The sequence below is a fragment of the Niveispirillum sp. FG156 genome (genome assembly GCF_057809555.1).
Window position 1 is genome coordinate 115,930 of record NZ_JBMDKE010000002.1, and the last position, 25,028, is coordinate 140,957.

The 25,028-nt window shown below is 63.6% G+C and carries 19 protein-coding genes; 5 read left to right on the plus strand and 14 right to left on the minus strand.

Going from position 1 to position 25,028, the window contains the following annotated elements:
• Positions 1-16 precede the first annotated feature (16 nt).
• Positions 17-1,303, minus strand: coding sequence for an MFS transporter (locus tag ACODSP_RS01810; RefSeq protein ID WP_488963921.1), 1,287 nt, complete (start codon positions 1,301-1,303; stop codon positions 17-19).
• A 130-nt stretch (positions 1,304-1,433) separates the two neighbouring features.
• Here ACODSP_RS01810 and ACODSP_RS01815 point away from each other — a divergent pair, with 130 nt between their 5' ends.
• Positions 1,434-1,994, plus strand: coding sequence for a TetR/AcrR family transcriptional regulator (locus ACODSP_RS01815; protein ID WP_488963922.1), 561 nt, complete (start codon positions 1,434-1,436; stop codon positions 1,992-1,994).
• Positions 1,995-2,105: 111 nt separating this feature from the next.
• Here ACODSP_RS01815 and ACODSP_RS01820 read toward each other — a convergent pair whose 3' ends face one another.
• Together ACODSP_RS01820 and ACODSP_RS01825 are read right to left on the minus strand one after the other, a co-directional pair.
• Positions 2,106-2,969 (minus strand): universal stress protein, encoded by an 864-nt coding sequence (locus ACODSP_RS01820; protein WP_488963923.1) that lies wholly within the window; start codon positions 2,967-2,969, stop codon positions 2,106-2,108.
• A gap of 163 nt (positions 2,970-3,132) precedes the next feature.
• Positions 3,133-4,734, minus strand: coding sequence for a bifunctional aminoglycoside phosphotransferase/ATP-binding protein (locus tag ACODSP_RS01825; RefSeq protein WP_488963924.1), 1,602 nt, complete (start codon positions 4,732-4,734; stop codon positions 3,133-3,135).
• A gap of 227 nt (positions 4,735-4,961) precedes the next feature.
• On the opposite strand from ACODSP_RS01825, the gene ACODSP_RS01830 reads away from it, so the two are divergent.
• Positions 4,962-7,997: a phosphoenolpyruvate carboxylase gene (locus tag ACODSP_RS01830; protein ID WP_488963925.1), complete on the plus strand. Its 3,036-nt coding sequence runs from the start codon at positions 4,962-4,964 to the stop codon at positions 7,995-7,997.
• Positions 7,998-8,117: 120 nt separating this feature from the next.
• Here ACODSP_RS01830 and ACODSP_RS01835 read toward each other — a convergent pair whose 3' ends face one another.
• Complete coding sequence (locus ACODSP_RS01835) at positions 8,118-8,327, minus strand: hypothetical protein (protein WP_488963926.1); 210 nt, start codon at positions 8,325-8,327, stop codon at positions 8,118-8,120.
• Between the two features lie 135 nt (positions 8,328-8,462).
• Between ACODSP_RS01835 and gcvA the strand changes: the two genes are divergently transcribed.
• Positions 8,463-9,434, plus strand: coding sequence for a transcriptional regulator GcvA (gcvA, locus tag ACODSP_RS01840; RefSeq protein ID WP_488963927.1), 972 nt, complete (start codon positions 8,463-8,465; stop codon positions 9,432-9,434).
• 4 nt (positions 9,435-9,438) lie between these two features.
• On the opposite strand, the gene ACODSP_RS01845 is transcribed toward gcvA, so the two are convergent.
• Both ACODSP_RS01845 and ACODSP_RS01850 read right to left on the minus strand, forming a co-directional pair.
• Entirely contained in the window at positions 9,439-9,798 is a 360-nt protein-coding gene (locus ACODSP_RS01845) for a hypothetical protein (RefSeq protein ID WP_488963928.1), read from the minus strand.
• 310 nt (positions 9,799-10,108) lie between these two features.
• Positions 10,109-10,399 carry a hypothetical protein gene (locus tag ACODSP_RS01850; protein ID WP_488963929.1) on the minus strand — a complete coding sequence of 97 codons (291 nt, stop codon included), beginning with the start codon at positions 10,397-10,399 and terminating at the stop codon, positions 10,109-10,111.
• Positions 10,400-10,535: 136 nt separating this feature from the next.
• Between ACODSP_RS01850 and ACODSP_RS01855 the strand changes: the two genes are divergently transcribed.
• Positions 10,536-12,023 (plus strand): eCIS core domain-containing protein, encoded by a 1,488-nt coding sequence (locus tag ACODSP_RS01855; RefSeq protein WP_488963930.1) that lies wholly within the window; start codon positions 10,536-10,538, stop codon positions 12,021-12,023.
• Positions 12,024-12,212: 189 nt separating this feature from the next.
• Here the strand turns inward: ACODSP_RS01855 and mutL are convergent, their stop codons facing one another.
• Positions 12,213-14,066: a DNA mismatch repair endonuclease MutL gene (mutL, locus tag ACODSP_RS01860; RefSeq protein ID WP_488963931.1), complete on the minus strand. Its 1,854-nt coding sequence runs from the start codon at positions 14,064-14,066 to the stop codon at positions 12,213-12,215.
• A 68-nt stretch (positions 14,067-14,134) separates the two neighbouring features.
• Here mutL and ACODSP_RS01865 point away from each other — a divergent pair, with 68 nt between their 5' ends.
• On the plus strand, positions 14,135-14,971 hold the full coding sequence (locus tag ACODSP_RS01865) for a toll/interleukin-1 receptor domain-containing protein (protein WP_488963932.1): 837 nt from the start codon (positions 14,135-14,137) through the stop codon (positions 14,969-14,971).
• A 2-nt stretch (positions 14,972-14,973) separates the two neighbouring features.
• Here ACODSP_RS01865 and ACODSP_RS01870 read toward each other — a convergent pair whose 3' ends face one another.
• The 7 genes from ACODSP_RS01870 to ACODSP_RS01900 form a co-directional block, all read right to left on the minus strand.
• Positions 14,974-16,260, minus strand: a complete 1,287-nt coding sequence (locus ACODSP_RS01870) for a pentapeptide repeat-containing protein (protein ID WP_488963933.1) — start codon at positions 16,258-16,260, stop codon at positions 14,974-14,976.
• A 131-nt stretch (positions 16,261-16,391) separates the two neighbouring features.
• Positions 16,392-17,282, minus strand: coding sequence for a DUF817 domain-containing protein (locus ACODSP_RS01875; protein WP_488963934.1), 891 nt, complete (start codon positions 17,280-17,282; stop codon positions 16,392-16,394).
• A 378-nt stretch (positions 17,283-17,660) separates the two neighbouring features.
• On the minus strand, positions 17,661-19,304 hold the full coding sequence (gene pgi / locus ACODSP_RS01880) for a glucose-6-phosphate isomerase (protein WP_488963935.1): 1,644 nt from the start codon (positions 19,302-19,304) through the stop codon (positions 17,661-17,663).
• Between the two features lie 196 nt (positions 19,305-19,500).
• Positions 19,501-20,049, minus strand: a complete 549-nt coding sequence (locus ACODSP_RS01885) for a hypothetical protein (RefSeq protein WP_488963936.1) — start codon at positions 20,047-20,049, stop codon at positions 19,501-19,503.
• Between the two features lie 3 nt (positions 20,050-20,052).
• Positions 20,053-20,679, minus strand: coding sequence for a hypothetical protein (locus tag ACODSP_RS01890; RefSeq protein WP_488963937.1), 627 nt, complete (start codon positions 20,677-20,679; stop codon positions 20,053-20,055).
• A 271-nt stretch (positions 20,680-20,950) separates the two neighbouring features.
• Positions 20,951-21,685 carry an SDR family NAD(P)-dependent oxidoreductase gene (locus ACODSP_RS01895; RefSeq protein WP_488963938.1) on the minus strand — a complete coding sequence of 245 codons (735 nt, stop codon included), beginning with the start codon at positions 21,683-21,685 and terminating at the stop codon, positions 20,951-20,953.
• A 168-nt stretch (positions 21,686-21,853) separates the two neighbouring features.
• Entirely contained in the window at positions 21,854-24,907 is a 3,054-nt protein-coding gene (locus ACODSP_RS01900; protein WP_488963939.1) for an Rne/Rng family ribonuclease, read from the minus strand.
• Positions 24,908-25,028 lie beyond the last annotated feature (121 nt).

Genomic DNA, 25,028 nt, shown 5'->3' on the forward strand with positions numbered 1-25,028 from the left:
GCCAGCCGGTGGCGGGTTACGCCACTACCGGCTGTGGCTTCCGGCCCATGGTCGGGCAGATCAGGGCCGCGAACAGGCACAGCACGCCCGCTACATAGAAGGCCGGCATGTAGCTTTCCAGATAGGTGCGGGAGAAGCCGCCACCGAACGCGGCGCAGGCGGCGCCCAGCTGATGGCCGGCGAAAACCCAGCCGAAGACGAGGTTCGCCTTTTCCCGCCCGAACCGTTCCACCGTCAGCTTCACCGTCGGCGGCACCGTGGCCACCCAGTCCAGCCCATAGAAGACGGCAAACAGCGACAGACCGTAGAAGGTAAAATCGGAGAAGGGCAGGTACAGCAGAGAAAGGCCACGCAGCCCGTAATACCAGAATAGCAGCCAGCGATTGTCGTAGCGGTCGGACAGCCAGCCCGACGCCACGGTACCGATGAAATCGAAGATGCCGATCACGGCCAGCATGCCCGCCGCCTTCACCGCCGGCATGCCGAAATCCACGCACATCGGCACCAGATGCGTCTGGATCAGGCCGTTTGTGCTAGCCCCGCAGACGAAGAAGGTGGCGAACAGCACCCAGAAGACCTTGGTCTTCGCCGCCATGCGCAGCGTATCGATGGCGGCGAAGGCCACCGATCCCACGGGCGGCGGCGGGACGGGGTCGGGTGCGCCCGGCGCCTCGCCATAGGCGCGCAGGCCCACATCCCCCGGCCGGTCGCGCATCAGCAGCAGCACGCCGGTGGCGGCCACCGCCAGCATGGCGCAGATCACCGACAGGGCGGTGCGCCAGCCGATCTCCTCCGCCAGCCAGGCGGTCAGGGGGATGAAGACCAGTTGCCCCGTGGCCGAACTGGCCGTTAGCAGGCCGATGACCAGCCCGCGCCGGGCCGTGAACCAGCGGGTGGCGATGGTGGCCCCCAGGACCAGGGCCGTCATGCCGGTGCCCAGCCCGACCACCACACCCCAGAGCAGGATCAGTTCCCACAGCCTGTTCATCCCCAGCGACAGGATCATGCCGCCGCCGATGATGGAGAGTGAGGTCAGCGCCATGCGCCGCACCCCGAACCGGTTGATCAGGGCCGCCGCGAACGGCCCCATCAGGCCGAACAAAACCATGCGGATGGCCAGCGCCGTCGAAATCTCCGACGCGGTCCAGCCGAATTCCTTCTGCAACGGGATCATCAGCACGCCCGGCGCGCCCACGGCCCCGGCGGCGGTGATGGAGGTGAGGAAGGTCGCGGCCACCACGACCCAGCCATAATGGATGTTGCGCGCGGCCAAACGGGCCGCCAGACGATCAGACAGGAACAAACCACACCCCCCGTCACCAGCCCTTGCGAAAGCCGCTGGTAATGATGATGATCATAATGATAAATTATTCATGATGGCTACCATCAATACGGTCAAGCAGGATCGTTGGCCTTTTCCGGGGAGGTGGGTTGTGCGTGTGTCGAAGCAGAAGGCGGGGGAACATCGCGACGCCATCCTGGCGGCGGCCTCACGCCTGTTCCGCGCGCGCGGTTTTGACAAGGTGGGCGTCGCAGAGGTGACGCAGGCCGCCGGCCTTACCCATGGTGGCTTCTACGGCCATTTCGCATCGAAAGAGGCGCTGGCGGCAGAGGTGTGCGACCTCAGTTTCGGTAATGCCGTGCGCCGGGTGCAGGCATCGGCCAGCCTGGAGGAATATGTGGATTACTATGCCTCCTTCGAACATCGCGACCGGGAGGGGCCGTGCCCCATGGTGGCGCTGGGGGCCGATGTTTCGCGGCTGTCAGGGCCGGTGCGGACGCATTTTTCCGCCGGGGTGGCGCGCTATGTCGCCGCCATCCGGGCTTTCATGCCGGAAGATGATAAGCTGGCGGAGGGCAGGGCATCGGCCCTGGTCTCCATCCTGGTCGGCAGCATGAATCTGGCCCGCGCCGTTGCCGCCACCGACCCCGCCTTGTCGGAAAACATCCTGGCAGGGGTGCGGCAGCAGGCGCGGGCATTATTGCGGGGATAATACCACCGGTCATGCTTTGCGACCGGTGGTACGGCGGTGACGACCGCCGCGCCGCCCATGCGGCGTAGCCAAGGGCGCGGATGCGCCCGCCGGCGATTGAGGGGCAGGAAATCAATGGGCCAGCAGCAGGGGCAGCGTCGTCTGGTTCAGCATGGCGCGTGTCACCCCGCCCAGGATCAGTTCCCGTAGCCGTGAATGACCGTAGCCGCCCATGACCAGAAGATCGGCGCCGACCTCCGCGCAGGCATCCTGAAGCTGCTGCGCCACGCTGCCGGTGCCCGACAATTTGTGATACTGCGCCGGGACATTATGCCAGGCGAGGTAATCGACGACGGGGGCCGCTTCCTCCGCGTCGGTGCGCAGCGTATCGACGCCCAGCACATGCACCGCATCGGCACCGGTCAGCAGGGGCATGGCCAGGGCCAGGGCCCGCGCCGATTGGGTGCGGCCATTCCAGGCGATGGCGACGCGGCGCCCCAGGACAACGGGCGTCTGCTCCGACGCGACCAGCAGGGGACGCCCGCCTTCCAGCAAGGCCGCTTCCAGCCCCACCAGAACCGCCGTCCGGTCCTCTTTCGCGACGGAGGGGAAGACGGTGACGTCGGACAGGCGGGCGGCGGCGGCCATGACGTCTTCCGTCACGCCGGTCGCTTCGGTGAAGCTGCCGCTGACGCGGTCGCTGCCGGGTGCCCGCTCGCAATAGACGCCACCGGCGGCGGCCAGCGCCTTGTCCAGATGGTCGCGGGCCTTGGCAGCGTGGCTTTTGTTTTCCTGGTCCAGGGATTTCATCAGATCCTGGATCAGGGCGCCGGACAGGCCCTCGCCCACCATCGGCATCACATCGCGCGGGTCGGCGCGCAGATAGAGGGCGGCGACATTGCCCTTGGCGGGTGTCGCCAGCAGCAATGCCGACCCCAGGGCGGCGGCATCGCGCGCGCCGCCGGTAACGAAACAGGTGATCTTGCGGAAAGCCATGACCGGTCCCCTTTGTGCCGTTTCGCGGACCATTGCCGCCTGGAAACGCATCCTTGACCCAGCATCACGCCATACCCGGTGCCGGGCATTGACATGGATCACCCGGAACCGGTCCCATCATAACAGATGGCCCGCAAAATTGTTGAAGAACAGGGTAGGGAGATCAGCGCGCGAGATGACGCCGGGCAATCGCGGTGGTTTCGTCGGCATTGCCGCTGGCGGGGATCACCTCCCACCGCATGTCGCCCAGATCATAGGCGGCCTGACGGCGGACAATCGTGGTGGTGGCGTCCGACGCATCCCCGCGCCGCCGTGCCACGCGGGCCAGGGCGACGGCCTGATCGGCGACCAGCCACAGGCCGGTAAAGCCGGCACCGGCGGCGTGGGCCACGTCTTCCACCGCCTGACGCTGATCCGGGCGGGCATAGACGGCATCGCAGATGACGGCATGATGCCCGTCCAGCGCCAGACCGGCGCGCCCCTCCATCTCCGCATAGGTGCGGTCTGAATGGTCGGGGCCATAGAAACTGTCGGGCAGTGCCTGATCCTCCGCCACGCCGGCCAGGGATTTGCGCAATGCGTCCGACCGCAGGATGACCGCCCCCGGTGCCGGCCCCAGCGTCGGGGCCAGGGCACGGGCCAGCGTGGTCTTGCCGGTGCCCGACAGGCCGCCAATGGCCAGCAACTGGGCGGGCGGCGGCGACAGCAGCCGGTTGGCCAGCACCAGATAGGATTGCGCCTCCGCCCGCATCGCCGCCGCCTTGTCCGCATCGGCCTGCCCGGCAGCGGCGGAGGCCGTCAGATGCGCGCGGATGGCGGCGCGCACCGACATGAAAAGCGGCAGCAGCGACAGGCCTGACAAATCGCCGGTCAGGTCCAGATAGCGGTTGAACAGGATATTGGCATGGCTGCGCAGGCGGCGATGTTCCAGATCCATCAGCAGGAAAGCCAGATCATAGAGAACATCCGTCACCGCGATGCGGTCACCGAATTCGACACAGTCGAAGGGCACGGGCCGCCCATCCAGCATGACGATATTGCGCAGGTGCAGATCGCCATGGCAGTGGCGGATATAGCCGGCATCCCGCCGCCGGTCGATCAGGTCGCCGCCTGTTGCCAATGCCTGTCGCGTGGCGCGGTCCAGCCGGTCCACGGCCCCGGTATCAAACAGGGTTCCATGTTTGCGCATCTCGCGGATGTTGGTATGGGCCAGATCGGCCATCTCCTCAATCCCAGGCGCATTCGGCCTGGGTTCAGCACTTTCGTGGAATTCCGCAATGGTGGCGGCCAGATCGCGCATGATGGCGGGTGACAGGGTACCGTCCGCCGCCATCCGGTCCAGTAGCGCTGTTTGCGGAAAACGCCGCATGGTGACCAGATATTCCAGCACCGACGGGTCTGGCCCGCCTTCGGCGGCCACCGGTGCCTGTTCAACCAGACGGACAGGGCCGTTGCCATCCCGGACCAGCCCGCCAACACCCAGATAAAGCGACGGCGCCGTCCGCCGGTTCAGGGCCAGTTCCGCCTCGCACGCATCAAGGCGCTGCGACAGGGTGGCATAGTCGAAAAACGGGTAGGTGACGGCCCGCTTCATCTTGAACGCTCGGTCGCCGGCCATGAAAATGCGGGCTGCGTGCGTGTCGATCCGGTCGACCTTGTTTGCGGGCGGCAATCCATGGGTGGCGGCGTCGCTCAACAGGGCGATGGCCCGTGTCTGGGCGCCCTCTCCGGCACTCTCTTCGCTGTCCTGCGGACTGCTGTGCATGCGCAACACCCTTGTCCCGATCCAACATGTAAGCGAACGACGTTACAAGTAATCTATCGCCAGAGAAGCCGGTCTCCTTTAATCTATCACTTCAATCCTGGGGGGTGATGCAGACTGATTATGTCCGCCATACCCCTTTCGGCGTTGACAGATGTAGTGAAATTACAGCACCCTGCGACGCTGCGCCGCAACAGAATGCGGCCCTTTCGCAGAAGATGGAAGCCCCCATGCCGCTGGACCCCGCCATGCCCCAAGCCGCCGCCCCGTCTGATCTGGAATTTCTGGGCACTACCACGGCCAAGGGGGCTTTGCTGTCCACTAAACAGGCGCGCTTCCCGGCGCCCAAGGGCCTGGATGTGCGCGCGCTGGCGGGCGATCTGATGGCGCAGCTTGACCGGTTCAGCGCCGATGCCAAGCAGGATCCCTTTGCCAATCCCGTCATGCTGCTGGCGCTGGACATTTCCCGCCGCATCGGTGCCGGCGAATTGTCGCCGGGCGCCCTGGAGCAGTTGATTCAGTATCTCTCGGCGGAGGGTTTTCTGGCCCGCGCCGCGCGTCTCTCCAATTACTTGGGCGAGGCGTCGCCCGAAGCCAATGCCAGCCGCATGGAAGAATTGCTGGACGTCGCCGCCGCCGGCAGCGGCGGGGAGCCGCTGACCTTTGAGGCGTTCCAGAAGCTGGTGGAGAAGGAGGTGTTCGGTATCGTTATTACCGCGCATCCGACCTTCAACCTGTCGGGCGCGCAGATGACGACCATGGCCTGTCTGGCCACGGGCCGCGACCAGAATGGCAAGCGCCTGTCGGCGGAGGCACGCGAAAGCCTGATCCGGCAGATGGCGACGGCGGAACACGCGCCCGAAGACATGTCGCTGACCCGCGAACATGAACTGTCGCTGGACGCCATCGCCAATATCCAAAGCGCCATCCGCACCCTTTACCGCGCCGTTCTGCGCGTGGGGCGCAAGCATTATCCGGAGCGCTGGACCGAACTGACGCCGCGCCTGCTGACGGTGGCAAGCTGGGTTGGCTATGACCTGGATGGCCGTTCCGACATCCGCTGGTCCGATACGCTGCATAAGCGCCTGATCGTGCAGCAGCGGCAGCTGCGTTACTACCTGTCCAACCTGCGCGACATCCGCGCCGGGGCGCCGTCGCTGGAGGATCTGCGCCATACGCTGGCTTTGATCGAAAGCCGTCTGGCCCTGGCCCTCAATCAGGTCACGGATGAGATTGCGGCCTTCGGCGGATCGGAAGCCCAGGATCTGGACCATCTCCGCCGCATCGCGAAGCGCATGCATGAAGGTCTGCCGCTGCGTCTGGTCGACGCGTCGGAAGCCATCGAGTTCGTCAATCGCGGCATCCGCCTGTCCGCCGCCATCGAGGGTGACAAGGCGCTGGCCACCGTCGAACAGCTGGCGGTGCTGCGTGCCGAGCTGGCGACCTTCGGACTGGGCATGGCGCATACCCATGTCCGCCTGAACAGCACGCAGGTCCATAACGCCATCCGCAAGGCCGTGGGCCTGGATACGGCGGCGGATGACCCGCGCTACCGCCAGTCCTATCTGGCCACCCTGACCGACCTTCTGGACAAGGTGGAGCCGGTCAACATCAATTTCGGTTCCGTCGTGGCCGAACGCACCAGCGCCAAGCGCCTGTTCATGGTCGTGGCGCAGATGCTGAAATATTCCGATGCGCGTACGCCCATCCGCTTCCTGATCGCCGAAAGCGAAAGCGCCTTCACCGTGCTGTCCGCGCTGTATTTCGCCAAGCTGTTCGGGGTGGAGGAGCGGGTCGATATCAGCCCGCTGTTCGAAACCGAAAAGGCGCTGGAAACCGGTAGCCGCATTATCGAACAGCTGCTGGAGAACCCGCATTACCGCGCCTATGTGCAAAAGCGCGGGCGCCTGTGCATTCAGACCGGCTATTCCGATGCCGGCCGTTATCTGGGGCAGACCCCGGCCAGCGCCTCGATCGAGCGTCTGCGCCTGCGCGTCATGCGGCTGTTCATGCGTCACACGCTGGAAAATGTGCAGCTGGTGATCTTTGACACGCATGGTGAGAGCATCGGTCGCGGCGGTCACCCCGCCGGCCTGCATAACCGTCTGGCCTATGTCAGCCCGCCGGCCACGCTGGCCTTCGCGGCCAAGCACAATATCGAGCTGAAGCAGGAAGTCAGCTTCCAGGGCGGTGATGGCTACACCTATTTCGTGACCCCGGCCTCGGCGCTGGCCGTTGTCACCCGTATCCTGGAATATATGATCGGCACGGCCAAGCCGGACCTGGATCATGACGTCTTCTATGCCAAGGGCGACTATATCCGGGAGTTCTTCACGACCGTGAAGGCCTTCCAGGTCGGGCTGGTCGAAGACCCGAATTATGGTGAGCTGCTAGCCGCCTTCGGCACCAACCTGCTGTTCCCCAGCGGCAGCCGCGCCATCAAGCGCCAGCATGATGCAGCACCCGATCCGGCGGCCCGTGTCATGGCCGGGCAGTTCCGCGCCATTCCCCACAATGCGGTGCTGTTGCAGATGGGCCTGCCGGCCAATGCCCTTTCGGGCGTGGGGGAGGCCATTGACCGCGATCCTGAACAGTTCCGTGCGCTCTATGCAACCTCGGCCCGGTTCCGTGAGCTGATGGGCATCGTCGTCTATGGTGCTGCCGTCAGCTGCCCCGATGCGTTGAAGGCCTATGTCGACACGCTGGACCCCGGCCATTGGCTGACGCGGGCCGCCCGGTCGGAAAACCCGCTGGAGGCCGATGATATGCGCCGCATCGCGGCGGTGCTGGAGGAAACGCCGACGCAGGCGCGTCTGGTCCGCATCTTCCGCAAACTGTATCGCGATTACGGTGTGCTGCGTCAGAACCTGGAGCGGGCAGGGGCGGCGCCCAAGCCGAACCCCGACCTGGACCGGCACCTGTCGCTGCTGCATGCCGTGCGCCTGTCGCTGATCCATCAGGTCTACCGGCTGGCGGTTCATATCCCTGAATTCTCCAGCCAGCATTCGATCACCAACCAGCGGCTGGTGACGCGCATGCTGCATCTGGATGTGCCCTGGGCCCTGGATCAGCTGGCCCGCATCTTCCCGGCGCGCACCGATGTAACCCTGGATGAAGGGTTCGGGGAGGTCGCGACATATGTCAGCGATGAGAGCCAGGATTATAGCCAGGAAAATCAGAATATCTTCCGCCCCATGGCCTCGCTCTATGAACTGATCCGCCGCACCAGCAACGCGTTGACGCAGCGGATTGGGTTCTTTGGCTAAGGTACGTGCAAATGCGTAGAGCGGATTAGCGAAGCGTAATCCGCGGAGCAACCTCGATCGTCGCTCCTCGGATTACGGCTTGCGCCTAATCCGCTCTACCTTTTTCAGCATTCCAAACGCTCACCCCCAGAACCCCACATCCCGCTTCAACTGCGGCGGAACGCCGTGGCGATAGGCTTCACCGGCCAGCAGTTCGGTCAGCACCGACTGCAACTGTCCGGCCATGCCCGACAGGGCCGTGGTCCGGCGCGATGGCGGGGTGGTGGTCGGGGCGAGCGACAGGGTTTGCGGCCGCGTCGCGGCCCCATGGGCGAAATTCAGCTTTTGCATTTTGAAGGGTCCTTTCCGAACCGGTTTGGGAAGTGAGTGCCTGTGTTGCACCCTTTATCGCTCCATTCCGGCCTGGACGACAAACGAGTAATCCCGATAGGATGCATCAGCTGATTTTGTGCATAAGGGGCTGTGATGGATAAGCGACTGCCGCCGTTGAATGCGCTCCGCACCTTTGAATCGGCGGCAAGGCACCTGTCCTTCACCAAGGCAGCGGATGAGTTGGCCGTGACGCAGGCCGCCGTGTCCTATCAGATCCGCCAGTTAGAGGAGCATATCGGGCGGGAGCTTTTCCGCCGTCTGACGCGCAAGCTGGAACTGACCCCGGCGGGGGTTGAGTTGCAGGCGGCGGTGGAGGATGCGTTCGACCGTATCCGCGCCACCATGCATAAGCTGACGGACGCGGCGGAGGACAAGGTCCTGTCGGTGACGACGCTTCCCACCTTCGCCTCACACTGGCTGGTACCACGCCTGGGGCATTTTCAGCTGCGGCGACCCGATCTGGCGGTGCGGCTGGACAGTTCGGTGGGGCTGGGCGATCTGAACCATCAGTTCGATGTCGCCATCCGGTCGGGCCTGGGGCAATGGCCGGGCATGGTGGCGGAACGGCTGGTCGAATATCGCCTGACCCCGGTGATCAGCCCCATCCTGGCTGACCGCATGGGTGGCATCCGGCATCCGTCCGATCTGGCCCGGTTGCCGTTGCTGGATTACAACCATATCGAGGATATCCGCTATTGGCACCAATGGTTTGCCATGGCGGATGTGGCCGTCGATGGCATGCGCAGCGGGCCGCAATATGACATGCAGGCCATCACCGGACAGGCGGCGGTCATGGGGCAGGGTGTGGCCCTAGTCTGCCCCGCCTTCTTCGCGGCGGATATCGCGTCGGGTCGGCTGCTGGTGCCGTTTCCCGATCTGGTGCTGGTCACCGACCGGTCCTATTGGCTGGTCTGTTCACAGCGGCGCGTCGATGAACCGAAGATCAAGGCCTTCCGCGACTGGATATTGTCAGAGGTCAGTGCCTGTGAGGGGCAGTGCGGGGCCTTGGGCGGCATGCTGAATGTGGCGCTGGCCGGGCCGCGTCTGGCGGCGGTTGGCGGCTGAAACGTCACTCCACACTGCGCCAGCCCATGCTGGCGGCGGTGCGGGCGACCAGGATACCGGCCAGGGCACCGGCGGCTGCCGGCAGCATGGCGACGGCGGCGGCAATCATGCCGCGTTCCAGCACCGGCATGGAACTGCCGGGCGGCGGATAGGCCATCAGGTGCGCCAGCAGCACGCCCCCCGCCAGGCCCAGAACGCCGAAGACGGCGAGGCGCGGCAGGAACAGAGCCAGCATAAAGGCCGACGCGGCCAGGATGGCCAGCGTACCGGACAGCGTATCGGCGGTCAGGTCCCACAAACCGGCACAGGCCCCCAGAAGGGCCGCCAGGCTGGAAAGGACCAGTATCTTCGTCGTGAAATTCATGGCACCGCCACCTTGTCATCTACAGTGCCGGAACCCCGGCGCCGATGAGATCAAGATGGTGGAAGATTAAGGCGAAAGCCGGTCAAGCACCGGGCGACGAAGGGGCGGGGTGGCGGATTTGCCGTGACCCCACCCCCGTCACCGGACTTGTCACAGGGGCTACACAAGTGGCACGAAATCATGACCGATGGTCAAGTTTTCGTGCCCCCTCAGGCGCCGGGCGGGCGCATCCGCGCCCTTGGCTACGCCGCACGTGCGGCGCGGCGGCAGTCGCCGCCGTATCGACGGCCAAGGATTTTGGCCGTCGACCTTACTCCGCGGCCACAATATTTCGCAATGACGGCGTGAACATCGCCACCTTGGGCGGCGGTCGGTCGGCCATCATGCCCTGTTCATGATCGGCCCGCTGCATGGCGGCACGGGTCAGGTCGGCATGTTCACGGACCAGATTGCGCAGTACGGCCCAGTGGCGGCGGATGCTGTCCTCCACCTCGCGCAGGCGCATGTCGGGCTTGGCAGGTTCTGCCGTGATGGCGGCAAGAATTTCCGCCAGACCCACGTCTGACTTGGCGTCATCCAGCAGGCGCAAGCCAGCGGGCAAGCCATCTAAGCCGCCGGAAGCCTTGGCTTCCTTGGACTTTGCAAAGAGACCGCCCGATTTCGCGGCGCCTGGACGGTGTAGTCGGTCGTGCATTTTGGACCCTCCGGTGAAAAGGACGGGGAGGGATAAGCAAGCCATGTGCCGGTTTTTATTGGGAAAATTCTGCCGGGTGCCATGGTCATTTCGGTTGATTGTCATATTGCCAGACAATACTATTAGACAATTCCATCCGGCCTTGGGGATATTCATGGGGGGTGTGATACAGGGCCGTTTCGCCGGAAGCTTGCCGCTATCTGTGGTGTTGCCTCCTGTCGGCGGTACCGGCGCCGTACAACGGTCAGCCCCTGCGCCAGACGCGGGCGACCGTAGTGTCGCGGTGAACCCGGCGGTGCTGGGCGTTATCGGTTCGGGACAGCCGCTTCCCGAGCAATTGCGTCCGCAACTGGAACGTCTGGTAGGGACCGATCTGTCCGGTGTGCGTGTGCATATAGGGCCGCAGGCCGCCCGTATCGGGGCCATTGCTTTTACCACGGGTTCCAACATCTTCTTCGCTCCCGGACAGTATCAACCGCAGACAGCGATTGGACGGCAACTGCTGGGACATGAACTGGCCCATGTGGTGCAGCAGCGGCAGGGCAGGGTGCAGAACCGGACCGGCGCTCCCATGGCCGTGGTGCAGAACCAGGCGCTGGAGCTTGAGGCGGACAGGCTGGGCCAGCGGGTGGCCGCATTGCTGGGGACTAGGCAATGGGACCCTTGTGCGGCTGTGGGGCAGGCAAAACCGGCGCCGTCACGCTGGGTTCCCCTGACTGCGGCACCCGTGCTGCAGCGCGCAGTGGCCGCGGCGATGTGTCAGCACGCCGGATGTACCAAGATCGCCCGTGATGGCACATCCTATTGCCACGCCCATTCCGCAGCCTCCTTCTCCAACATGCAGCATCTGGGCAGCAATAATGGCAGGAAGGCTGGAATGGCGGCGCGGGCCATCGAGTCTGCGGATGTGGCATTCGTTTCGGAGGTGATGGCGACTGCGGCGGCCCCTATGGGCATGATGGTGATGCATGCCGGCGGCAAGGCCGCTCCCAGCGGCTCCTTGAACTACATGGTGCCGGTGGGATCGGCCTTGGTCCACCCCGCACCAGCGGTCGGCGCGGACAAGGCCGCCATTGCCGCCGCCACCGGCTCAAAGGCATCTACCTATGAAGGTCTGTGGGGACGGGACAAACACCCGCGCTTTCCGGTTTACATGTGGACCGACGCCTTAGGTGTCCATATCTATGGAATTCATGGAAAATCCAGCCCGTCTGATACCCAGCTGCATGCGTTGGCACTGGCAATCGTGCAAATTCATGATCAGCATGGGGCGGCGGGTACCCAGTATGCCATCGGTGGTGATATGAACGCAGCTCCCGCTGCCCTGACAACCGCGATCGAACATCTGCGAGCGGGAGTGATCACCGGCGCTGGTGCCACAATGTTCATTCGCGACAATGGCGCGACGCATCGTGCCGGCGGTGCCCTGGACTACGTGGTCACCAATGTCAATCCAAGCGCAACCGTGGCCAGCGGGCATACAAATTTGCGTAAAGGGCCTGACCACATGACAATGAACTTTAAGCATTAGCAGGGTGCGGAAAAACCATTTCGCTACTGCGGTCGGGTTATTTTCGGCAATCTAGCGTCAAGTCCTCGCAAGATACCACCAGTATCTTGCTTCGGCCTTTCCTAATCTTACCGAAAATTCCCCACCCTCGCGACGCGAAAGCCTTTTTCCGCACCCTGTTAGAGCTGTTTTACGTTGACCGAGAACCGCTCAACGCCGGCCGAACAGCCGCTCGATGTCGCCCAGTTTCAGTTCCACATAGGTGGGGCGGCCATGGTTGCACTGGCCGGAATGGGGCGTGGCCTCCATCTGGCGCAGCAGGGCATTCATTTCATCGACATTCATGGGCCGGCCCGCCCGTACACTGCCATGGCAGGCCATGCGGGAGCAGATGGCGTCCAGCTTTTCCTTCAACGCGTGGGCGTCGCCCATTTCGGCCAGTTCGTCGGCGATGTCCTTGATAAGGCCGCGCACATCAGCCCGCGCCCCCAGCATGGCCGGCACTTCCCGCACGACGATGGCGCCCGACCCGAAGCTTTCCAGGACCAGCCCCATCTCGGCCAACTCATCAGCCCGCTCGCCCACCCGTTCGGCATCGGCGGGGTCCAGTTCCACCACCTCGGGGATCAGCAGGCCCTGGCGCTTCACCCCGCCGCCCAGCATCTCCTTCTTCATGCGCTCATAGACCAGCCTCTCATGCGCCGCATGCTGATCCACGATGACGATGCCGTTTTCGGTCTGCGCCACGATATAGGTGGCGTGAAGCTGCGCACGCGCCGCCCCCAACGGGAAGCTGGGCGGGGTGGCGGCGATGGCATCGGCCTCTTCCGCGCGGGCTGCCGGGGCGAAGCTCTGAGCGGGGGCCATCATCGGCTGCGGCGCCTGGAACTGCCACGCCGCCTCTGCCATTTCCCGGTTCACGGGCGGCGGGGCGTGGTGGGTGTGGGCATAGGGCGGGGGTGCTGACGGGCGCTGCGGTTCCCACAGCAGGCTGGTCTGCGGGGCCACGCGCGGGGTCAGGCTGGCCAGCGTGTCGGCGGCGACGGTGGTGCTGGCGCGGTGGCCGGCGGCGGCCAGGGCATGCTTCAACGCCCCGACGATCAGGCCGCGGATCAGGGCCTGATCGCGGAACCGTACCTCCGTCTTGGCCGGATGCACGTTCACATCCACGTCATGCGGGTTCAGTGACAGGAACAGGGCCAGCACGGGGTGCCGGTCACGCGCCAGGAAATCCGCATAGGCCCCGCGTACCGCGCCCACAATCAGCCGGTCCTTCACGGGACGGCCATTGACGAACAGATACTGCCCGGCGGCGGTGGGCTTGTTATAGGTGGGAAGGCCGATATGCCCGACCAGCCGCACACCGGCCCGTTCGGCATTCACCGGGATGGCGTTTTCCTGGAACTCCCGTCCCAGGACGGCACCCAGGCGGGACAGGCGCGCCGCCTCTTCCTCACCGCTGTTGGACGTCAGGCGGACGGGCGTCCGCCCCTCATCCGTGACCGTGAAGGCGACATGCGGATGGGCCATGGCCAGCCGTTCGACCACGTCGATGGCGTGCTGGCTTTCCGTCCGGCTGCCCTTCAGGAATTTCAGTCGGGCCGGCGTGGCGAAGAACAGGTCCCGCACCTCCACCCGCGTGCCCAGCCCGCCGGGGGCCGGGCCAACGGGATGCACCGCGCCACCCTCCACCAGGATGGCGCTGGCATGGTCGGCGCCTTCGGTGCGGCTGGTGATGGTCAGGCGGCTGACGGCCCCGATGGAGGGCAGGGCCTCACCGCGAAAACCCAACGTGCGGATATCGGTCAGGTCGCCATCGGGCAGCTTGGACGTGGCATGCCGTTCCACGGACAGCGCCAGCTGTTCCGGGTCCATGCCGCACCCATCATCGGCCACCGACAGCAGCGCCTTGCCGCCATCACGCAGGGTGATGTCGATACGCCGCGCACCGGCATCCAGCGCGTTTTCCACCAGCTCCTTCACGGCGGCGGCAGGACGCTCCACCACCTCACCGGCGGCGATCTGGTTGACGAGATTATCGGGAAGGCGGCGGATGATCGGCATAGCGATGAGATAGCACCTGTGCTTCAATGACGCCAGAGAGCGAATAACGCGAAGTTTGAGGATGACCAATGCCACATGAATATAATTTATTTATTAGTTGGTCCAAACAGCTAAGCAAAACTCTCGCAGAAATTCTGAGAGATGAAGTTTCAATGATAAATCAAGGGATTTTTCCCTTCATATCTTCAGATGACATCCGTATGGGTCGTCGGTGGCAGAGCGATTTGAATGAAGTTATTGCGAATGTTAATTTCGGTATAGTCTGCCTGACGCCAGAAAATATACTGGAACCTTGGATTATGTTTGAAGCTGGTGCTATATCAAAATCTCTGAATTATGGAAATGTGATACCTATATTGTTTGGCCTCGAAAAAGGCAGATTACCAGGGCCGTTGACACAATTTCAAGCATCGTACTTCAATAAGGAGGATATGCTTAAGGTGATAAGGGCGATAAATGTATCTTTGCCAAATAAATTAAGTGATTCTACTTTGGTCGGTACGTTTGATTGGCGTTGGGGGTTTATGGAGCAAAAAATCAATAAAGCATTAATTGAGTATGGGGTCACTGATGCAGGTAATGTTTCTGATGATGAAAACCAAAATAATATTTATAGATTATTTAAGGAGCATGGCGATATAATAAGACATATATCTACAAAAATAAATGAAATACACGCCATGAATTCTTCTTCGCAAACTGACGTTAGTGGTAAGTTGCTTCAAAAAATAATGAAAGCTTACAGGGAGAGCATATATAATCTGCGTCGTGGAGCAATAAGAGATTCGGATTTTATCGACGAAATAATTCGCGCCTTCCTAGATATTGAGCGCGAGCTGGACCCTATTCGAGGGTATGCAGATCAATCCTCTTTTTACGAAGGTGTGCCAAATAGGAACAATTAGAACTACGACAGCTTGAACCCCACTACCTCCGCCAATTGTTCCCGCTTTACCTTGGTGCCCGACAGGCGCGTGCCGGTCAGGTCGGTTTCTTTCAGGTCAGCCAGCAGCAAATTGGCGAAGGAGAGATCGGCGCCCGCGAAATTAGCCTTCACCAGCCGCGCGCCCGACAGGTTGGCATAGCGCAGCCGGGCGCCGGCCAGTTCCGACCGCACGAAGCGGGTGGTATCGATCTTCAAAAACCCGAGATTGGCCTCCGACAGGTTGGCATTGCCCAACTGCGCGTCGGTCAGGTTGATGCCGCGCAGGTCGCAGCCCGACAGATTGGCCCCGCGTAGGTCGGCACCCGCCAGATTGCCCACCTGGATCTGCGCCGATGACAGGTCCATGCCATAGAGAATGACCCCCGGCGCGTGCAGGCGGGTCAGGCAGGCATGCGACAGGCTACCGGCGGTGCGCAGATCATAGCCGGTCAGGTCCAGGGCCAGCCCCGCCTGTCCCGCCGTGCCCACCCATTCGGCATGCAGCTTCAGCATCTCTTCCAGCGGGCGGGGCAGGGCGCTGGCCGGCTTGCCCGCTGGCTTGTCAGTCAGGGCGCCGGCCATGTCGGCACCCGCCATTTCCGTCATCATCAGGACGGCACCGGTCAGCACCGCACCTTTCAGGCTGGCGCCGCGTACATCGGCGCCCGACATGTCGGCCCCTTCCAGGATGGCGCCGTCCAGCGTGGCGTTGCGCAGATTGGCACGCACCAGCTTGGTCCCGCGCATCACGGCATCCGTGAAGTCCGTATGCTGGGCGATGGCGCCCGACATCTTGGCCTGGGACAGGTTGGCATGGGCCAGCTTGGCCCCCTGCATGTCGGCGGGGCTGGCATCGCTTTCGACCACCACCATTTTCAGGCTGCCATCGGCGCCGCGTTCGGCCAGCGACCCGTCGCGCAGATCGGCGCTAACCAGATTGGCACCCGTCAGGTCGGCCCCGCGCAGGCTGGCCCCGCGCAGATCGACCTTCACCATGGAGGCGCCGGTCAGATTGCTTTCCCGCAGGTCGGCGGCGAACAGGGTGCAGCAATCCAGATTGGCCCCGGCCATATTGGCGCGGCGCAGGATGCAGCCGGTCAGATCGGCATGGGCCAGATCGCGCCCGGCGAGGTTCAAACCCGACAGATCATAGTTGGTCAGGACCGCGCGGGCACCGCCCATGCGGGCGTTGCGGAACATCTCATGCCGCTTCAGCAGCGCATCGAGCTGTTCCTGCGTCGCCTTGTAGAGCGGTCGCTGTTCGACCAATGTTTCTCTCCCTGACCGGTCTGATTTTGCTCAAGTTGAGCCATCATGCGCGGGTCGTTGCAAAGGAATAGTGAATGCCTGTGGTGACACTGAATGATTTGTGACGGCTTCACGCCAACGGTCTTTGGTTGTCACAGAATCGCGACGCTGTTTTGCTCCCGTGGCCTGCGGATCATTGCCACCAAGGCGTAAGAGATCAGCATCAGCAGATACCAGGACCCGAATTTGGCGAAGGATACCATGGTCCAACCCTGCTTCTGGTCAGGATAGATCCAGGCGCCCGCGAAGGTGCCCAGATTCTCCGCGAACCAGATGAACAGGGCGACCAGCGCGAATCCAACCAGAAGCGGCATACGCCGGTCCACATCCCACACCCGAAAATAGACCCAGCAGCGCCCGAACAGCAGGGCCGCCAGCGCGAACAGGCCCCAGCGCAAATCCCACCAGTAATGATGCAGGAAGAAGTTCGCATAGATGCCGGTGGCCAGCAGCAGCACGGACCACAGTGGCGGATGATGGCTGAACCGGAAATCAAGCAACCGCCAGACCCGCGCGATATAGGAACCGACGGCGGCATACATGAAGCCGGTGAACAGCGGCACACCGCCGATGCGCAGATAGCTTTCCTCCGGATAGACCCAGGACCCTACCGCCGTCTTGAAAATCTCCATCCCCGTTCCGACCAGATGGAAGATCAGGATGACCAGCGCCTCCTCCTTCGTCTCCAGCCGGAAGCGGATCAGCGCGACCTGCAGCGCCAGGGCGGCCAGGGTCAGAAAATCATAGCGGGGCAGGGCCGCATCACGTGGGTAAAGCAGCCAGGTCCCCAGCAGCAGGGCCAGCATCAACCCGCCATAAAAGCAGGCCCAAGCCTGCTTAGCCCCGAACCGCAGGAACTCGTAGAAGCCCGCCGTCCAGGGACCCCGCGCCTTCACGGCGTCGCCCATGGCGGCCTCCCGCGCAATGAACCTGGAAAGCAGGGGCCAGTCGCGTGTCGCGCTGGGTGGGTGGGGTTTCAGCATGAGGGGCGCCGGAAGAGAAGTTCAGGCAGCGTTCTGGCAGGCAGGCGCGGCGGAAAGATGGCGTTAATGCCGACGATGTTTAGGGCTTGTTGAGAATTCACCTGGACTGAGAATATCTGCCTCCCCGGCGAAGGCCGGGGCCCAGGGGCCACAGGCCCAACGTCAGTGCTGCCGGTGGCGAGGCAGATGGAGAAGTTGAAGCTTGAGGCCCCTGGGCCCCGGCCTTCGCCGGGGAGGCGATTTAAGAACTTCAATGGGTTAGCCCATATGGGTTTTTGAATCTCAACAGACCCTGGCCAGTTGAATGGCCACGATGCTGACCATCCAGCGACAGATGGTCAGCCTATCAGCAGTCTCAGGATGGGAGAAGGACGGTCCTCACCCCACCTTGCCCCCATTCACCACCCCGATCAGCCCCTGGGTGCTGGCATCGTGCGCCTTCGCGCCTTCACCTTCCAGTTCCGGCAGGATGACCTTGGCCAGTTGCTTGCCCAGTTCCACGCCCCACTGGTCGAAGCTGTTGATGTTCCAGATGATGCCCTGCACGAACACCTTATGTTCATAAAGGGCGACCAGCATGCCCAGGCGATAGGGGTCGAGCTGATCGACCAGGATCGTATTGGTAGGGCTGTTGCCGCTGAAGATCTTGTGCGGCAGCAGCCCATCCAGGGCAGGACCCGACTTGCCTTCCTTCGTCAACTCGGCACGCACCTCATCGGCATTCTTGCCGCGCATCAGCGCTTCGGTCTGGGCCAGCGTGTTGGACAGCAGCATGGCATGGTGCCGGCCCGTCGGGTTCTGGCTGCTGATCGGGGCGATGAAATCACAGGGTATCAGGTGCGTGCCCTGGTGGATCAACTGATAAAAGGCGTGCTGGCCATTGGTGCCGGGTTCACCGAAAATGATGGGGCCGGTGGCGTAATCAACGCTGTTGCCCTGACGGTCCACCGACTTGCCATTGCTTTCCATATCCAACTGCTGGAGATAGGCGGGCAGGCGAGCCAGATACTGGTCATAGGGCAGGACAGCATGGGCGGCGGCGCCGAAGAAATTGCCGTACCACACCCCCAGCAGGCCCATGATCACGGGCATGTTCTTGGCCAGGGGTGCTGTGCGGAAATGTTCGTCCATGGCGTGCGCGCCGGCCAGCAGCTCCCCGAACTTCTCCGGTCCCACCATAAGGGCGATGGGCAGGCCGATGGAGGACCAGAGGCTGTAGCGCCCGCCGACCCAGTCCCAGAAGCCGAACATATTGTCGGTGTCGATACCGAACTTCGCCACTTCCACCGCATTGGTCGACACGGCCACGAAATGCTTGGCCACATCATCGGCGCCGCCGCCATTGGCCAGGAACCAGTCGCGCGCCGTGTGGGCGTTGGCGAGCGTTTCCTGGGTGGTGAAGGTCTTGGACGCGATGATGAACAGGGTGGTCGCAGGGTCGACGCGGCGAAGCACCTCGGCAATATGGGTGCCGTCGACATTGGAGACGAAATGCGCCGCCAGATGCGGGTGGTGCCAGGGCGTCAGAGCCTGGGTCACCATGACGGGGCCCAGGTCGGAGCCGCCGATGCCGATATTCACGATGTCGGTGATGGCCTGCCCGTCATAGCCGCGCCATTCGCCGTCGCGCACCTTGTGGCAGAAGGCGTACATGCGGGCCAGCACCTCATGCACGCCCGGCATCACATCCTGACCATCGACCAGGATAGGGCGGTCGACGCGGTTGCGCAGGGCGACATGCAGGACGGCGCGATCCTCGGTGATGTTGATGCGTTCGCCCCGGAACATGGCGTCGCGCATCTCTTCCAGGTTCTGCTGATAGGCAAGGTCAACCAGCAGGGACAGTGTCTCATCCGTCACGCGGTTCTTGGCGTAATCCAGCATCATGCCATCGAACGTGATGCGGTAGCGGTCAAAGCGGCCGGGATCGGTGGCGAACATGTCGCGCATCGACACCCCTTCCAGGGTGGCGCGGTGGGCGGCAAGGGCCTGCCAGGCGGGGGATTGGGTCAGGGCGGACATGGGCTTTCTCTCCGGCCGAACGCTGAAACTCTGTTTCCGATTGATAGCATGAAGGGCGCTGTCCACAAGGCGCAAACCGTACTGATTTCGCCCAGGACAGCGATTTTTCGGGCTAATATTGATGTTGTGGCGATAAAGAGAGGTCAGGCTGATTTATGTAACATCGCTACATAACCGATCCTGCCCGTCCCAAGGATCAGAAGGCTTCCGGGTCCCCTTCAAAGGGGCTGGGGGCGCTGACGCGATAGCCCTTGTCCTGGTTGAAGCGCATGCTGGCCTTGGCGGTGGCCATCTTCTCGCTGGCGGCCCACACCATATAACGGCGCCCGGCTTTCCAGGATTGGATCACTTCGTCCGGGGCGTTGCGGGCCAGGGCGTTGAAATCCGGATGGCTGATCTGGAACACAAAGGCGGTGTCGCCCATGTTTTTACGCTCATCGAAGACGTAAATCTGCGACTCGCCCGCCCGCTCACGTTCCGCCTGCTGCTCCCCCTGCTCAATGGCGTGGTTCAGCCGCTCCAGTTCCTGGCGCATCTGCCGCTCCTCCCGCCGCAATGACAGGGTCGTGCCCGCCTGCTCACGCGTGGCTCGGCTGACGGTGGCGACACGGGTCTGCTGGCCCTGATGCATCTTCTGGGCGCGGCGCAGGCGTTTACGGGTATGGGCGACCATTTGCAGGGCGACCACGCCCCCACCCAGAATGCCGAACAGGATCGGAAGGCTGGCGAAAAGTGCGCTCAGCATGTCTCAGCCACCCCGTTCCTGGGCAACCGCTTCCAGTTCGGCACTCTCCAATGCCGTCAAATCCTCCTCCCCATCGCCCTGCGGTTCGGCGATGGAGGCGATGAAGAAGCCGGTGGCCGGTGGAAAGGATTTCTCCACCATCAGCTTGGCATCGCCGATAGTGGGGGCCCAGATGGTCGCCTGCTGCGTGCGTGACCAGGCGCGGGACAGGAACGGATGTTCCTTCTGGTCCATCTGCGCGCGCTGAACATGCCGGTTGACGATATTGGCGATGAACTTGCGGGCGGGTCTCTCCGTTCGAAGGAAGGCATCTTCTTCGCCCAGGACGCGCATCAACAGCGACCGGGCCATTTTCAGGTCCAGGATCCTCTTGTTGACCATGTAATGGCGGCGCCGCGCCGATTTCAGTTCGGCATCCAGCTTGGCCAGCCGCGGAAGCATCTTGTCTTTGCGCGATTGCAGTCTCTGACCCAGGATGCCCAGCTTCTGCAACCGCCCATCCAGCCCGACATCCGCCTGGCGTTTGCGCACGGCATTCTCGGCGGCGCTGGCGATGCCAGTGCCGATGACATAGGCAAGGCCGGAGATCACAAGGAAGGCGATCACGGCTTCGGTCAGTTTTTCAAGCATGCTTGATGGTACCGGTTCCCCAGCAACGGCGAAAGCCGCCGACCGTATTATAGTGTGAAGGCCGCAGGGCGCGGAAGGTTTTGTTGCCCGGCGAGGTCAGTGTCTTCCGGTGGACAGCAAAAGAAAACCCGCCGGCCCGGGGCGGGCGGCGGGTTCAAGGCGGGGTCGTCGGCGGAATGGGAAAAGGGATGGAACCCATCCGGCCACTGAACGGGGAACGGTCAGTAGTTAGAAAGTAACCCCGTCCTTCACCCTGCCGCTGTGACCCGTGTCACGCCGTGCGCAAATCGATCAAATCGCCGTGCAGGGCGCAGGCCGGAACCGTGAACTCCACAATGGCGCGGGCCGTATCGGCGGGCGTCGGCAGGGTTGCCGCATCCTCACCGGGGAAGGCCTTGGCCCGCAGGCCCGTGGAGACGGGACCCGGATCGACCATATTGATCCGCAGATTGGTGTTCAGCGTTTCCGCCGCCCAGGTGCGGGCCATCATGTCCAGGGCTGCCTTGGACGCCGCATAGGCTGACCAGTAGGCGGTGGGTTCACGGCCCACCCGGTCGGTCAGGAAGATGGCACGGCCCGCATCCGACAGGCGCAGCAGCGGGTCGGCGGTGCGGATCAGGCGCATGGCGGCGGCGATCGACACGCCCATGACACGATCCCAATCCTTGGGATCGGAATGGGCGATGGGACCCAGCGTACCCAGCTGCGCCGCTGCATGGACCATGATGTCCAAACGGCCAAACCGCTCATAAAGGGCGGGACCCAGACTATCCAGCTTGGCGCTGTCCATCAGATCCTGCGGGATGATGGTCGCGGCCCCACCCAGCGCCTTGATCCGGTCATCCAGTTCCTCCAGCGCACCCAGCGTGCGGGCCAGCAGGACGACATGGGCGCCTTCGCGCGCCAGTTGCTCGGCCACGGCGGCGCCGATACCGCGCGAGGCACCCGTCACCAGGGCGACGCGGCCGGTCAGGCGCGGGGAGGGAAGGGGGGGGGAACCGGTCATGGCGGGTCTCTGAAGAATTCCGTTCGGGAGGCGTGCTTAGCGCATTCGGGCGCGGCGGGAAAGCGGCGGATCGCCGCTCTGCGCATCATCGGCATCATTCCGCATTCGATATGAAAAAGGGGAGGTGCCGAAACACCTCCCCCATTCATTGCGATGGTAGAACAAGCCTTACGACTTGCGGCTCCACCAACCGCGCTTGGGCTTCTCCACTTCCGGGTTCACCTCGGTGACCAGTTCGGCTGGCATCGGGGCCGGCGCGGCTTCCTCCGCCGGTGCGGCGGCCTCGGCGGCCACTTCCGTCACGGTCTCGACCGGCGCCGCTTCGGCCTCGGCGGCCTTCTTGCGGGGACGCGGTGCCCGCTTCTTCGGTGCCGGGACTTCCTCTGCCGGTGCGGCGGGGGCCTCCTCGGCCACGACAGGGGCGGATTCGACAGCGGCGGGAGCCTCCGCAGGTGCCGCCTCGGCTTCCGCTACCTTCTTGCGGCTGCGGGTGGCGCGCTTCTTCGGTGCCGGGGCTTCCTCTGCGGGGGCAGCGGCTTCCTCGGTCACGACAGGCGCGGCTTCGACAGCGGCGGGTGCTTCAACCGGGGCATCGGCGGGTGCCGCCTCGGCTTCCGCAACCTTCTTGCGGCTGCGGGTCGCGCGCTTCTTCGGTGCCGGAGCTTCCTCTGCCGGGGTGGCAGGGGCTTCTTCGGTCACTGCGGGAGCAGCTTCTGCCACCGGCTCGGCAGCGGGTGCTGCTGCATCGGCGACAACCGGTGCCTCGTCGGCACCCTGTTCATCGCCTTCGCCATCATCCTCGCCCTCATCGCCGGTGCCATCGGTCACGCCATCCTCGCCACGGCGGCCACGGCGGCGACCGCCGCGCTTGCCACGACGACGCTTCTTGGCGCGCGCTGCCTCATCATCATCCTCGCCAGCGGCGGGAGCGGGGGCTTTACCTTCAGCAACAACCTCGGCTTCGACGGCTTCACCTTCGGCGGGAGCATCACCCTCCTCACCATCGGCCTCGTCGTCACCCTCGCCATCACCGGCCTCCGGCGCGCCGCCATTCTCACCGCGCTCACCACGACGGCGGCGACGGCGGCGGCGACGGCCACGACCGTCACGGTCGCCATCGCGGTCGCCACGGGCTTCGGCGCGCCCCTGGGGCTTGGCTTCCTCTTCCTCGCCCTCGGCCTCAATCTCGGTGGCTTCGGCCTCGGCCTCTGCTTCCTCGATCTCGATCGCGCGTTCGGTCTGGGCCATTACGCGCTCGGCGCTGACGGGTGCGGCGGCGACAATGTCGTCGGCGGCGGTGCGGGCGCGGATACGGTCAATCTGGTGGCTGGGGCCAATCAGATTGTCATCACCCTGCAGGTAGACGCGCAGACCGTGACGCCGCTCGATATCCGCCAGCGCTTCGCGCTTGTGGTTCAGGATATAGAGCGTGACATGGCTGGCGCAGGTGACGGTGATTTCCGCCGACCGCTTGCGGATACCCTCTTCCTCGACCGCGCGCAGCACGGCCAGGGCAGCGCTTTCCAGGCTGCGGACCATGCCGGTGCCCTGGCAGTGCGGGCAGCGTTCGAAGTTGATTTCCTGCAAGGACGGGCGCAGACGCTGCCGCGACAGTTCCAGCAGACCGAAGGCGGAGATGCGACCCAGCTGGATGCGCGCGCGATCCGCCTTCATCGCGTCCTTCACACGCTTTTCAACGGCGGAATTGTTGCGCGGGTCTTCCATGTCGATGAAGTCGACAACGACCAGACCGGCCAGATCGCGCAGACGCAGCTGACGGGCTACTTCCTCAGCAGCTTCCAGGTTCGTGCGCAGCGCTGTCTCTTCGATATTGCGTTCCTTGGTGGAACGGCCCGAATTGACGTCGATGGCGACCAGCGCTTCGGTCTGGTTGATGACGATGTAACCGCCCGAACGCAGCTGCACGATCGGGTTGAACATCGTCTCAATGGCGCCTTCCACCTGGAACCGGTGGTAGAGCGGGATCGAGGGATCGTTATAGAGCTGGATCTTCTTGGCGTGGCTGGGCATCAGCATACGCATGAAGTCCTTGGCCACGCGGAAGCCTGCCTCACCCTCGACATGCACTTCGTCAATGTCGCTGGAATAAAGGTCGCGGATGGTGCGCTTGATGAGGTTCGCTTCCTCATAGATCAGCGCCGGGGCGACGGATTGCAGCGTCGTCTCGCGGATGCTGTCCCACAGGCGCATCAAATACTCAAGATCGCGGCGGATTTCCGGCTTCGACCGCTCGATACCGGCCGTGCGCAGGATGACCGACATGCCCGACGGAATGTCGAAATCTTCCAGCATCTCCTTCAGGCGCTTACGGTCGGCCGGATTGGTGATCTTACGGCTGATGCCGCCGCCGCGCGGCGTATTGGGCATCAGAACGGCATAGCGGCCCGGCAGCGACAGATAGGTGGTCAGGGCGGCGCCCTTGTTCCCACGCTCTTCCTTCGTCACCTGCACCAGCAGGATCTGACGGCGCTTGATGACTTCCTGGATCTTGTAGGACTTCAGCGGGCGGCGGCGCTGCTGCTGCGGCTGCCGCTGCTCTTCCACTTCTTCTTCGACGCTTTCGTCATTGCTTTCGGCCTGAGCGGCCTGCGGACGATAGCGGCGCGAACGTTCCCGCCCACCACGGCCCGATGAATGCACGAAGGGAGAGCCGGTTTCGCCGACATCGGCGGTTTCACCATCGGCATCGCCGCCGGCATGCTCTTCCTCTGCCGACACGCCTTCGGCGTCGCCGGTTTCCACCACATCATCGCCGTGATCGGCGCCTACCGGCTCGCCGGCATCGTCGGCCACGATTGGGGCCGGTGCGGCACCGCCGATTTCCTCGGGCGGCGGGGCGGGGGGCGCATCCTCGACATGGCCATGATCGTCCAGGTCTTCGCCCCGTTCGGCACGGGCCTCCCGCTCTTCCGCCAGCTCCTGCTGTTCGCGCAGCAGCGCCTCGCGGTCGGCGACCGGGATGCGGTAATAGTCGGGATGGATTTCAGAGAAGGCAAGAAAGCCGTGGCGGTTGCCGCCATATTCAACGAACGCCGCCTGAAGCGACGGTTCAACCCGGATCACGCGGGCGAGGTAAATATTACCCTTGAGCTGTTTCCTGGAGGCGATCTCGAAATCAAGCTCTTCCAGGCGGTTACCATTCACCACGACGACCCGGGTTTCCTCCGGATGCGTGGCATCGACAAGCATACGCTTGGCCATATGTCTTCCCCGTGGCCAGGGTGGCCGCCCTTCCGCGCGACGGGACGGAAGACGGACCCTGCCACCATTGCGGTGAGGGACCTGTCGGCACCGGCGTCTTGGGTCCTCGAACAGCGCCCGC